This is a genomic window from Tellurirhabdus bombi (assembly GCF_021484805.1).
Classification (GTDB): domain Bacteria; phylum Bacteroidota; class Bacteroidia; order Cytophagales; family Spirosomataceae; genus Tellurirhabdus; species Tellurirhabdus bombi.
Window position 1 is genome coordinate 2,449,796 of record NZ_CP090557.1, and the last position, 12,235, is coordinate 2,462,030.

Annotated in this window: 12 protein-coding genes; 8 read left to right on the forward strand and 4 right to left on the reverse strand. The window is 49.4% G+C overall.

Features of this window, described 5'->3' with window-relative positions:
- Positions 1–52 precede the first annotated feature (52 nt).
- The 5 genes from L0Y31_RS10350 (at position 53) to argB (ending at position 4,573) form a co-directional block, all read left to right on the forward strand.
- Complete coding sequence (locus L0Y31_RS10350; RefSeq protein WP_234737059.1) at positions 53–694, forward strand: hypothetical protein; 642 nt, start codon at positions 53–55, stop codon at positions 692–694.
- A gap of 85 nt (positions 695–779) precedes the next feature.
- The gene (locus tag L0Y31_RS10355) at positions 780–1,511 is read left to right on the forward strand and encodes an alpha/beta fold hydrolase (protein WP_234737060.1); all 732 of its coding nucleotides are present in this window, start codon (positions 780–782) and stop codon (positions 1,509–1,511) included.
- Positions 1,512–1,679: 168 nt separating this feature from the next.
- Complete coding sequence (locus L0Y31_RS10360; RefSeq protein WP_234737061.1) at positions 1,680–2,807, forward strand: aspartate aminotransferase family protein; 1,128 nt, start codon at positions 1,680–1,682, stop codon at positions 2,805–2,807.
- 30 nt (positions 2,808–2,837) lie between these two features.
- Entirely contained in the window at positions 2,838–3,785 is a 948-nt protein-coding gene (locus L0Y31_RS10365; RefSeq protein ID WP_234737062.1) for an N-acetylornithine carbamoyltransferase, read from the forward strand.
- Entirely contained in the window at positions 3,782–4,573 is a 792-nt protein-coding gene (gene argB, locus L0Y31_RS10370; protein ID WP_234737063.1) for an acetylglutamate kinase, read from the forward strand. The genes L0Y31_RS10365 and argB overlap by 4 nt, the downstream gene beginning before the upstream one ends.
- A 5-nt stretch (positions 4,574–4,578) precedes the next feature.
- On the opposite strand, the gene L0Y31_RS10375 is transcribed toward argB, so the two are convergent.
- Positions 4,579–5,118 carry a C40 family peptidase gene (locus tag L0Y31_RS10375; protein WP_407084075.1) on the reverse strand — a complete coding sequence of 180 codons (540 nt, stop codon included), beginning with the start codon at positions 5,116–5,118 and terminating at the stop codon, positions 4,579–4,581.
- Positions 5,119–5,339: 221 nt separating this feature from the next.
- A complete protein-coding gene (locus L0Y31_RS10380) occupies positions 5,340–6,272 on the reverse strand; it encodes an esterase-like activity of phytase family protein (RefSeq protein WP_234737065.1) in 933 nt (310 codons plus the stop codon).
- Between the two features lie 217 nt (positions 6,273–6,489).
- Between L0Y31_RS10380 and truA the strand changes: the two genes are divergently transcribed.
- The 3 genes from truA (at position 6,490) to L0Y31_RS10395 (ending at position 8,889) form a co-directional block, all read left to right on the forward strand.
- Positions 6,490–7,257 (forward strand): tRNA pseudouridine(38-40) synthase TruA, encoded by a 768-nt coding sequence (gene truA, locus L0Y31_RS10385; RefSeq protein ID WP_234737066.1) that lies wholly within the window; start codon positions 6,490–6,492, stop codon positions 7,255–7,257.
- A 64-nt stretch (positions 7,258–7,321) separates the two neighbouring features.
- A complete protein-coding gene (locus tag L0Y31_RS10390) occupies positions 7,322–8,302 on the forward strand; it encodes an XdhC family protein (RefSeq protein WP_234737067.1) in 981 nt (326 codons plus the stop codon).
- Positions 8,299–8,889 (forward strand): nucleotidyltransferase family protein, encoded by a 591-nt coding sequence (locus L0Y31_RS10395; RefSeq protein ID WP_234737069.1) that lies wholly within the window; start codon positions 8,299–8,301, stop codon positions 8,887–8,889. Before L0Y31_RS10390 ends, L0Y31_RS10395 begins: the two co-directional genes overlap by 4 nt.
- Here the strand turns inward: L0Y31_RS10395 and L0Y31_RS10400 are convergent.
- Positions 8,886–11,360: a TonB-dependent receptor gene (locus L0Y31_RS10400; protein WP_234737071.1), complete on the reverse strand. Its 2,475-nt coding sequence runs from the start codon at positions 11,358–11,360 to the stop codon at positions 8,886–8,888. The genes L0Y31_RS10395 and L0Y31_RS10400 overlap by 4 nt on opposite strands.
- Before the next feature lie 96 nt (positions 11,361–11,456).
- Positions 11,457–12,218 carry a hypothetical protein gene (locus tag L0Y31_RS10405; RefSeq protein WP_234737073.1) on the reverse strand — a complete coding sequence of 254 codons (762 nt, stop codon included), beginning with the start codon at positions 12,216–12,218 and terminating at the stop codon, positions 11,457–11,459.
- Between the last annotated feature and the right edge of the window lie 17 nt (positions 12,219–12,235).

The window sequence follows — 12,235 nt, forward strand, 5'->3', positions numbered from 1 at the left end:
GCGTTAGGACTTCAAATACGATTATTTCATATTTAACTATCCAGTCACCCCTATGAGAACGCTTACCCAACTGTCGGTTTATGCATTGCTAACGACAACCTTGTTTACTGCTTGTAGCCGTCAGGTTGCAACCTACCAAAAAATGCCTGTAGAACGCTTTGTTTCTCAAGCACCCGTAGAAAAACCAGCGGTTCAGGCAGAGAGCCAGATTGCGGCTGTCGAAACTCCCGTAGCCGTGGCTCAGCCCGCTACGCAACCAACCGAGAAAGAGCAGATAAAAGCAGTCGAAAAACAATTTAACGAAGCCGTAGCAAGCGCTCGTAAGGAAGGCAAACTGGCCGATAGCAAAAAGCTGGAAAAACGGATTGCCCGCGTACAGAACCTGTTAGCCGAAGCAAGCAAAAAAGCAGCGGTTACACCAACGGGTGCAGCATCGGAGCAAGTAGCTACGGCGAAAAAAGCCAATTTCATGGAGCGGATGATGCTCAAGAAAATGGATAAAAAACTTAAGGCGAGCCTCGCACCGGAAGATACGAAGAAGGCACAGGCCGTAAGTGGTTTAACGCGTCTTGGGGTAATCATCGCCATCATCGGTTTAATCTTGATCTTTATCCCGGGTCTTGGCTGGCTAGGATCGATTGGTATCGTAGTCGGTTTGGTACTGATCCTGCTTGACCTGCTGGATGTCGCCTGATAATCAAGAATCTATTGTTTGATAAAAGTCCCAGGTTGGAAACGGCCTGGGACTTTAACGGGCCGCCGTTACGGGGAAGAAAACTATGGAAACAAAACCTACCCTGGTGCTCATTCATGGTCACGGCGTCGATTCGTCGGTCTGGGATGATGTTGTGGCTCAACTAGCTGGAGAGTATTCCATTATCAAGCCGGATTTCTCGCGCTTATCCGAGCATGAAACCATCGAAGCCTATGCCGAACGACTTTATAGTCTTTTGCAGGGTGCTCAGGTTAATTCCTGCGTGGTCATTGGACATTCAATGGGGGGCTACATTGCACTGGCGTTTGCCGAACAGCATCCGGAGATGATTCTCGGTTTGGGGTTGTTTCATTCGACAGCGTTTGCCGACGACGAGTCCAAAAAGGAAAAACGGCAAAGCGACGTCAAGGCGCTGGAAGAGCAGGGGAGTAAGGTTTTTATTGAAAAGGTAATGCCCAACATGCTGGGCGATTCCTACAAGAAGAGCAAGCAAGAAGCGACGGACGTGCTGATTGAAAAATTTAGCAACTTGCCGGCCGAAGCACTGGCGGCGGGCGTAAAGGCAATTGCCGGTCGCCCCGATAGAACAGGCGTTTTGAAAAATGCTTCTTTCCCGGTCCTGATCATTGCCGGCAGAGAAGACAGTGTAATTCCTTTCGAAAAAAGCGAAGCCTTATTTGATTTGCCACAAAACGCCCGGCCTGTGGTACTGGAAACGTCGGGCCATCTGGGAATGATAGAAGCGCCGGAAGAGGCCGTGAAAATCATCCGGAAATTCATGTCTGAACTGGGTTAAGGTACCAGAAACTCGTCAACGGATACTTTATCAAGAGGACAGGAAGCGAATGCGCTTCCTTTTTTTGTTTTTAACAAAATTTACCGCAGGAATGCGTAAACTTGCGGAATTTTAGACGGAATCACCCAGTTATTAAAAGGAACTGGAACATGATAATTTAAGTCAGCGATGCTATTTAACGTATATCCGCTTTACGACATTGAGCCGGTAAAGGCGCAGGGCAGTTATTTGTGGGACACCAAAGGAGACCGGTATCTGGACCTGTATGGTGGCCACGCGGTTATTTCAGTAGGGCATACTCATCCGCACTACGTGGCGGCTCTGACCGATCAGTTGAGTAAGATTTCGTTCTACTCAAACTCGGTGAAGGTGTCCATGCAGGAAGAATTAGCCACCAAATTAGGAGCGTTATCTGGCTATACGGACTACGCGCTGTTTTTGTGTAATTCGGGTGCCGAAGCCAACGAAAACGCCCTGAAGCTGGCGTCTTTTCACAATGGCCGGACCAAAGTGGTTTCCTTCAAAAAATCATTTCACGGCCGGACGGCTGGTGCGGTGGCCGTTACGGACAACCCGGCTATCGTTGCGCCGATTAATTACAACGAGCACGTTACTTTTCTGCCTTACAACGATGTAGAAGCCGCCCAGAACGGAATCACCGACGAAACCTGTGCCGTTATTGTGGAAGGAATTCAGGGCGTAGGCGGGATTAACGTTGCTTCGGACGAATTTTTGCAAGCTCTCCGCCGCCGTTGTGATGAAACAGGAGCCATCCTGATTCTGGATAGTGTGCAGTGCGGTTATGGGCGTTCTGGTCAGTTTTTCTCACATCAATTCAGTGGCATCGATCCCGATCTGATTACCATGGCGAAAGGCATGGGCAATGGCTTCCCAATCGGTGGGGTGCTCATCTCGCCCAAGTTCAAAGCGACTTACGGGATGCTCGGAACTACCTTTGGTGGAAACCATCTGGCCTGCCGGGCGGCCATTGCCGTGTTGGACATCATGAAAGAAGAGTCGCTGATTGACAACGCGGCCAAAGTCGGTGAGCACCTGATGAAAGGTATTGAGCAGATTGGCGGTTACAAAGAGCTACGGGGCCGTGGTTTGATGATTGGCATCGAGTATGATTTCCCGGTAGAAACCTTGCGGAACAGCCTCTTATTTGACCATCATATTTTTACAGGTGTTGCGGGTAAGCACACGCTCCGTTTGTTACCTTCTTTGGCGCTTCGCATCGAAGAAGCCGATGTGTTCCTAGAAGCACTCAGCAAAGAAGTGAAAGTTGTTTCCTGAAGTAATAATGGCGCTGATCTGCCCCAAAAGATGACTGATTTTCTTTCAATTCAAGACGTAACAAGTATTGATTCCCTGATTCAGGAAGGTTTGAATGCCAAGCAGAACCCTTTCGCTAACCAGCACCTGGGCCAGCGGAAAACAATGGGTTTAATCTTTTTCAACTCTAGCTTACGCACGCGGCTCAGCACGCAGAAAGCCGCGCAGAACCTGGGAATGAACGTCATGGTGATGAACGTCGGCCAGGATAGCTGGGGGCTGGAAATGGAAGATGGAGTGATCATGAACGGCGATAAGGCCGAACACGTTAAAGAAGCCGCGGCGGTGATCGGGCGTTACTGCGACGTAATCGGCATTCGTGCGTTTGCGGGCCTACAGGATCGGGAAAAAGATTATAGCGAACAGGTATTAAGCCAATTTAAAAAATACGCGGACGTGCCTCTTGTAAACCTCGAATCAGCAACGCGCCATCCGTTGCAGTCTTTGGCGGACTGCATAACAATTGAAGAATTTAAAACGAAAAAACGCCCAAAGGTGGTGCTGACCTGGCTGCCACACTTCAAAGCCCTGCCGCAGGCGGTTGCCAATTCATTTTGCGAATGGATGAATCACCGGGATGTTGAACTGGTCGTAACCCATCCGGAAGGGTATGAGCTAGCCCCCGAATTTGTTGGCGATGCCTACGTGACACACAACCAGGCGGAAGCGTTTGAAGGCGCGGATTTCATTTATGGTAAAAACTGGTCTTCCTACACGCAATACGGAAAGGTACTGACGCAGGATTCGTCCTGGATGATGACAATGGATAAATTGGAACGTACCGATAACGGTAAATTCATGCATTGTCTGCCCGTGCGCCGGAACATGAAAGTAACTGATGAAGTATTGGATAGCCCGCAATCACTTGTTATTGAACAAGCTGCCAATCGCGAATGGTCGGCGCAGGCTGTGTTGACGGAGATTTTACAAAGCTTATGAATACCCTCACTGTTATAAAAATAGGCGGGAATGTTATTGACAATTCCGACGCCTTAAAACGCTTCCTCACTGGTTTTGATACCCTGCCAAACGACAAGATACTGATTCACGGCGGTGGAAAGGTGGCTACGCAGGTGGCCGAAAAGCTGGGGGTGCAAACCACCATGGTTGAGGGGCGTCGCATTACCGACCAGCCCATGCTCGATGTCGTAACCATGGTCTATGGCGGTTTGGTGAACAAGCAGATTGTTGCTCAATTGCAGGCCCTCTCAACCAATGCCATTGGGGTAACAGGTGCCGACGCGGGTTTGGTACTCTCCAAAAAACGGGAGATTGGCGAAATTGATTATGGCTTTGTGGGGGATGTGGTAAAAGTCAACTCCGGCCAAATCCAGTACTTTCTGCGCCAGAACTTAACGCCTGTCTTTGCTCCGCTCACTTTTGACCGAACAGGTGCGATCCTGAATACAAATGCCGATACAATGGCTTCATCCATTGCGGTAGAAATGGTGCGGCACAACGAGGTAACGCTAGTCTACTGCTTCGAGAAAAAGGGCGTTCTGTCCAATCCTGATGATGACGACAGCGTTATTGCTGAGTTAACGCCGGCTTCCTATGCCGATTATAAAGCCACTGGCGTAATCAACAAAGGCATGATTCCTAAGCTGGATAACGCGTTTAAAGCCCTGGAAAATGGCGTCAAGCGCGTGATTATCTGCCACGCGGATGAGTTAGACAAAGCCGTTACTGAAGGAGCAGGAACCGTGCTGAAGAGCAACCCCAACTAACTAGATTATCCTTCTGCGCTGGCTACGCGCCGGATACCGACAAAGCGGTTATGGTAGTAGTCAGCGTGAAGCCAATCGTAGCGAACGCCGCCATTCCAGGCTGAGTGGATAAATTTGATCCGGTCGCCAATCACTTCGACAATCAGGCCCACATGTCCGATGCGGCTTCCCTGGCGGCTATGGCCTTTGAAGAAAATCAAATCTCCCGGCTGCGCACCATCTTTTTCAACCGCTACGCCAACGCCACCCTGTGCGGAGCTTGAATGGGGCAGAAGAATACCAAATTTATTGAAACAGAAGCGGGTAAAACCAGAACAATCGAATCCTCGGGGAGAACTGCCGCCGGAGCGATAGCGGGAAGAGAGGTGCTTTTTGGCGAAACCAATAAGGTCACTGACTAGTGGAATCTGCTCGTAGAAAGAGCCTTGCTGTTGGGTGGTATCGCTAACGGAAGAAGAAAGAACAGTTGGTTGAACTAACTTAGGCTTAGCTTGAATGAAGCCAAATGAGACAGCGCAAAGCACCGTCAGGAGCATTTTTCTCATCATTAAATCGTCGGTCAAGTCAAGTTACGAAGTTTAAAGCTATGACCGTACGCTAAAAAAACCAAACATGTTAATGGTTTTTTAACCACAAAGGGAAATTAATAATGGCTTTGAATGGCAAAAACCAAAGGAGATATGGTTAGGTAAACTACTTAAAACCAGAGACTTTGGGTAACAGCTTGTGAGTAAGGTACAATTGGAAAGAAAAGATCAACTTTTTTCTAGTCGTTTTGCATTTCCAGCCACAAAACCTGCGTCCATTGGCCTTTGCTGTTGTTGTCGTCAGACATTAGGACCAGCACTTTTTTTCCGTCGCTATCTTCTCCCCAGGTCATACTTTCCAGATTATCAGGGCGAAATCCAGTCAGGCTGTTGAAATCGAAAGCAGGTTTGTCTTTAATCTTGATGAGCTTCCGGGCTTGCTCGTCAACGCGAGCTTCGTATAATTTCACCGTAACAGTTGGGTTTTGGAAACAACGTTCCAGTACGAGTAAACGGGTTTCGTCACCAGGAACGGCAATGATTTCGGAGATTCCGCCCAGCGCTTCACCCGGACAGACGTTGCGGTCAATGTCGTAGGCAAATTCCGCATCAAACACCAATTTGTCGCCCACTTTGCGGTACCGGTAAAAATGAACCAGTGTATTCTCTGTTGTCGCCTCTTCGACAGACCCCGCTTCGGGAGCTACCCAAAAATAAGTAGGGGTAATGGCTAGCGCTTCAATGCCTTTGTTAGTACTGGGTGCAGGCATGGAGTGGGATAAAGATAGCCGATCGAAAGCTTCGCCAGGCTGTGGCATGGCATGTTTCCGATAACCTACGTAGGAGGTCGAATCGTTTTCAACGGCGAAATAATACATATCCGTGGCGGCGTCGTACCGCACAGCTTCGAGATACAATCCTGTTCGGCTTACGGAATCAGATTGGCAGGCCCAGTCGCTGGGCTGGTGCAACTGGCGAAAAACGTGATACTGCCCCCGGTCACCGGCTAAGTGCCATTCCTGTCGCTCGGGAATAAATTCCATGCCGGATATGCCGTGGATGTTTCGGCTATGCGGGAAAGTGAGGTAGTCCTTGAGTTTAAAGCGAATTTGCTGACAATAAGCAGAAGTAAAAGCGAAAAAAAAGAACGTAAGAAGCAGGGGTTTTTTCATGAAAAGGACCAAATCGGCTGGATACGGCAAAGGTACGGGACAGAATAGTTTGAACAATGGCCGTAAACTCAGCGACTTTATAAGGAATATCCCCTTTTCCACCGAAAAGCCGTATTTTTGAGTGTTAATCAAAGCAGAGCGGATGTACTGCTATTCAGATTCAACTAGTTAAAACGGTGTGGGCGCGGATCGAACCGCGCCGTTTTTAGTTTAACCTATGCGCTATTTTATTGAGCTTTCGTACAAAGGAACAAACTACCACGGTTGGCAGCGGCAAGCCAATGGCCTTAGTGTGCAGGAGGTGTTGGAAAGTGCGTTAAGCACCATGCTGAAGCAACCAATTAGCATACTGGGCAGTGGCCGTACGGATGCTGGGGTACATGCGAGCCAGCAGTTTGCTCACTTTGATGTGGACAATGAGATCAAGCTCACTAGCCAGCTTCTCCACGCTTTGAACTGCATTTTACCGGCCGACATTGCCATTCACACTATTTTTCCTGTTCGGGAGGAAGACAACGCCCGCTTTACTGCTTTTTCGAGGTATTATCAGTACCGGATAGGTCGTCAAAAAAGTCCGTTTCTGGCCGATTTGGTGTATGTATTCCGGTATGAAGTGGACATCGAACGCATGAACGAAGCCGCCCGCCTTTTGCTGCGGTATATTGATTTTGAAAGCTTCAGCAAGGTGCGAACTAGTGTAAGTCATTACCGCTGTAAAATTGAAATGGCGGAATGGCGCGTTGAGGGACCGCATCTGGTTTTTCACATCAAAGCCAATCGGTTTTTGTATGGAATGGTTCGGACGCTGGTGGGTACTTTGCTGGATGTAGGGCAGGGGCGCATGACGGTTGACGAATTTGAGCAAATTATTCTCGCTCGGGATCGGCGGAAGGCCGGACGATCAGCGCCCGCCAACGGCCTGTTTCTCGTCGAAGTAGGGTATCCTAAAGAAGTTTTTATGAACAAAAGTGGAAGTATTCAGTAATCACAGAGAATAGTGTAAATTAGCTTTTACCCGTATTCAACATTCACTATTTCCGCACGCTGAAGTGATCAACGAATTTCAACAAATCATAAAGACCTACCGCCAGACTGATTTTAGCCAGCGGAGGGCGGCCTTAGCCACTGTTATTGGGTTGCACGGCTCGGGGTATCGTCGCCCCGGAGCCCGGATGTACATTACGGACGATGGCCAGTGGATTGGCGCCATTAGCGGCGGCTGTCTGGAAGGCGATGCCTTACGGAAAGCGCGCGAAGTGATGAATAGCCGCGAGGCTCGCATTGTCACGTACGATACCAGTGACCCAGAAGGTGAGAACTTCGGCATCGGTCTGGGTTGCAATGGCATCCTGGACGTTTTAATTCAGCCCATCGATCCAGAAGATAAGACAAACCCGATTGAGACACTTGATCAGGTGATGCAGGACCGACAGCCTGTAACCTTGGAAACGCCGTTGCCCAATGACGCAGGTTTGTTTGTGGAAGAGCTAAAGCCTGATATTCAGTTGCTGGTTTTCGGAGCTGGATACGATGCGGTGCCGCTGGTTCGGCTGGCCAAGCAAGTAGGCTGGCGGGTGGTGGTAACCGACGATTGCGTGGCTCACCTGCAACCCAAGCGTTTTGCTGAGGCCGATGCATTGCCCGCGATTCAGCGTCAGGACATACGGGCTCAGCTTCCCATTGATGCCTATTCGGCGGCGGTGTTGATCTCGCATAATTACAAATATGACCGGGTAGTTTTGCAGGAATTGCTTCAGACGGATATTCCCTACATTGGCTTGCTTGGGCCCAAAAAGCGGGGCGATGCCTTGCTGGCCGACGTGGCGGAGTGGGTAGACGAAGAGGATCAAAAACGTCTTTTCTGGCCCGTTGGCCTCGATATAGGCAGCGAAACGCCCCAGGAAATTGCCTTATCAATTGTGGCCGAAATACAGACCGTATTTCGGAAGGCATCGGCACAGCCGTTAAAGTATAAAAAGGTGCCGATTCATCAGCCTGTTTACCAGACCGTCGTTGATCCTTTGCTATGAAAATTGGGATTGTTATTTTGGCCGCCGGGAGTTCCAGCCGCATGGACGGAAACCCAAAGCAACTCATAAAATGGGAAGGTAGGACGCTACTTCGGCGGATTGTCGACACCGCTCTGGATACCGAAATGCGCCCGGTTGTAGTGGTGGTAGGGGCGAATAAGCAGCAGGTAGCGCCAGAGCTTAGCAATTTACCCATCACCATCATCGATAATCCATTCTGGCAGCAGGGCTTGTCAACGTCCGTTAAAACAGGGCTGGCAGCTCTTTATTTGACCAGCAAAGACATTGATGGCGTCTTGTTTCTACTGACGGATCAACCGCATGTGGATCGCGGTTTGCTGCTTCAACTAATGCATGTTTTTCAGGAAAGTGATAGGGGGATTGTGGCAGCTAAATACGCCGACAGTCTGGGCGTGCCCGCCTTGTTCGGTCGCGCCTATATCGAAGAATTGCTGAGCTTAGAAGGTGATACGGGAGCTAAATGGGTCATTCTAAAACACCTGGACGATTGCGCCGAAGTGGAATTTGAGCCGGGAAGTATTGACTTGGATACGCGTCAGGATGTGGAGCGGTTTTTAGGTACTTAGAAATCAACTCGGTAAAAGAATACGGGCAGAAATCCTAGTTGATATTCTTGTTTGATAAATGTTCCATCAGGTTGCGGCGCATAGCTAAGCGTCAGAATGTTCTGAATGCCCAGAATATTCACAAAATCAACCGCAATGGTGTGCGTAAGCCGATTGCGATTCATTTTATAATCTACTTTCAAATCAAGCCGTCGGTAGGCCGGAAATTGAAGGGTATTGCGCGTATCGCTTTGGTAGATAATTTCCTGCGCCGCCTGCGAGGCCGCTTCGTCCACCGGGCCGTAACGGCGTCCACCAATAGCGGTGACTTTAGCGCCTAAATTTAAGCTATTGCGTTTTCTAGCCGACGATTGACGAAAGACAAATTCCTTGGCAAATAAGGCATTAAACGCATATTTCCCGTTAAAGTCCGTGTCCCGTAAAACATTGTCTGAGCCTTTGTATTTAGCGTCGAACAAAGAGCCGGTAAGCAGAAAATAGTAACCATCGCTAAAAAACTTCTCTAGTGTCAGCTCAGCGCCATAATTTCGGCCTGACCCTTTGTTAACCAAGGTGCCGGGGAATACCCGCGTGAAAGCCGCTCCCGAATTGAGGATTGAAAACGAACTACGCCGTGCTTCAATCGGTACCTCAAATAGATTTTGATAGTAGGCTTCGAGCTTCAGGCGCATGTTGCGGCCCAATAAGCGATCATAGGCCGCGACGTAATGCCAGCTTTTTATGAAACCAACCTCCCGATTGATTTGGCCACCCCGCAATCCGCCAGATGGAATAGAAAGGGGATCGAGATCGTAGAAATAAACGTAGCTAGGCAACATCTGGCTGTGCAAGCCTACGGCCAGGCTCAGCTTCTGGCGTTTAGGCAAATCCCAGGCGAGGCCAACGCGCGGTTCAAGGGGCGAAAAACTGTTCTTGTTTAGGGAAAAATACAGACTGCTTAGACCAGCACTTAAGGTTAGTCGGTCCGCGAGGTTATACCGCCATTGCACGTAAGGTTGCAGGAGGACTGCCGTTGTTCGTGCGTCCCAGCGCGTTGTCCAGGGTGCTAGCTGAGCCGGCGTATTGGGTAAGGTGGTTACAAGGCGGACGCTATCGGAGAAATTAAAATGATAAACATCCGTGTTCAAACCGGCTTTCAAGGCGCTCCGGGAACTGAATTTATGATTGATAGAAGCAGCTAGCGCGGTCTTGGTTTCAGAAAAAAGATACGACAGAATAGGGCGAAGCGAATCAATAACAAAACGGTTGTTCTGCGCTAACGGTAAGCCATCCTGCCCGTTGCGAATGAAAAGATAATCGTGTTTCGAATCCTGAATGTTTGTTGAAACGGCAAGGGTCGCTTTTAGAAACGTTCGGCGGTTGATTGGCTGCTCATACGTAAGCCCGGCCGTTCCCATTTTGGCGGTGTAGTATTGATCCCGGTCGTTCTGCCCAAAAATATTGCGGTCGGATACTTCCTGTTCACTCACCAGAATGTCAATTGTACTGGTGCCGCCAAAGCCCCACAAAGCCAGACGTCCACCGTGTTTCAAAGGAAAGTTTAGCCGAAAAGAAGCATCCTGGTAGGTGGGGACGGCCTGTGTGCCGATGTCAATCCCAATTTTGTTAAACAGCCATAGGTTGGCGTATCGATAAGAAACGAAGTAAGACGAGCCTTTGCTTTTGGAAATCGGGCCTTCCAGCGAACCTTCGGTACCTAGAAAACCAAATTGCAGCGATCGCTGGTGCTTTTCATTGTTGCCATTTCGGAGCCGCAGGTCGAAAACGCCCGCAATGCCATTGCCAAACTCGGCGGGAAAAGCGCCCGTAAAAAAGTCCGAATTGGCCAGCATTTTATTGCTGATGATACTCACGGGTCCGCCCGTCGTGCCCGGAATGGCAAAGTGATTGGGATTGGGCACCGAAACGCCTTCCACGCGCCAAAGCACGCCAATCGGCGAATTTCCGCGAATTACGATATCATTTCGCGAATCGTCGGCGCCTTGTACGCCCGCAAAGTTAGACGCCATCCGCGCTGGTTCACCCCGGCTACCGGCGTAACGATCCGCTTCATCAACGGTGAACTGGCGGGCCGAAATTAAAGCCATCTCGTTGCGGGCATCACCCGTCCGCTGTGCTTTTACAGTCACGGTGCTTAGTTCGGTGATTGCTTCTTCCAGTTCAACATCTAAAATCGTTTCGCGACCCGCATCGACGATAATGTTATTCAATAAAGCATCTTTGTAGCCGATTAGGGAGATCTTAACGGTACGGCGACCCACCGGTATACTGGAAATGCGATAGCGACCCAGGGAATCCGTGAGGGTGCCGAATTTTTGCTGGTCAACATCGGCTAACGTAACGGTTACGCCAACCAACGGATATTTGGATTCTTTGTCCACCACCCGGCCCCGAATGGTTTGGGTCGGCTGCGAAAAAGCGTTAGTAACCAGTGTAGAGAATAATATAAACAGCAAATAAACGTATTTCATAGGCTGTAAATTAAGGAATAATCGATCATCGGAAGCCCTTTGGTGAAGCCAACGACAAAATATTAATTTACCATACAGACGTAAAAGTGACAGATATCAATTGAATAGGGAGGGAACAAAGATGAGCAGGGCCAAGGCGGCTACCGTTCCCAGTAAAGTTCGGAGAAAGCGGCGCCCTTCCCGACTGCGCTCTGCGGGTACCATTTCTTTATAAAACTTCATGGTTTTGTCGATGGCGCGTCCCAGAAAATAAATCCCTCCCGCTAAAATGCCCACGCCCAATAGAAGAACGAGCACGGCGGCAAATCCCTGACCAGCACAGGCAATGTTGCAGGCCAGTCCGGCAGTAAGCACCGATAAACCAAGACCAGCCAGAAACAGGAAAACGTAGCCAAGCCGCGTGCCTATCTTATCAACTTCGGGCTTATACGCTTGCTTTGGTGGCGATTGGCGAATAAGCGTATCCTGCCGACTGCTGGCCGAGGTGATTCGAAAGCTGTTACTAGCGACGCTAGTTGACGGTTCGGGGTGCGCAATAGTACGCCCACTGATGCCACCCGCCACCGTAAAGGTCAGCAAGTTGATTAGAAACAGAATCGTGTAAGATTGCTTCTGAAACTGAAAGCGTTGGGTAGAAACTAAATCCAGCAGTCGGATTGCAGCATACTGGCGGTAGAAGAGGCGGATGACAACTAAACCAGCAATTAGTAAACTTAGGTACCAGCCCGGTTGATCTTCCAGAAGAGCACTGCCAACCGTTAAACCAATCGCTGCATTGCTTAATTCGGCGACGAGAATCAGAGCCGCTGCCAGGCGTTGGTGTTGGCTAGCAAAATGCGCTATAGGGTTAAAAATCATCTGGATATAGTCGGAAA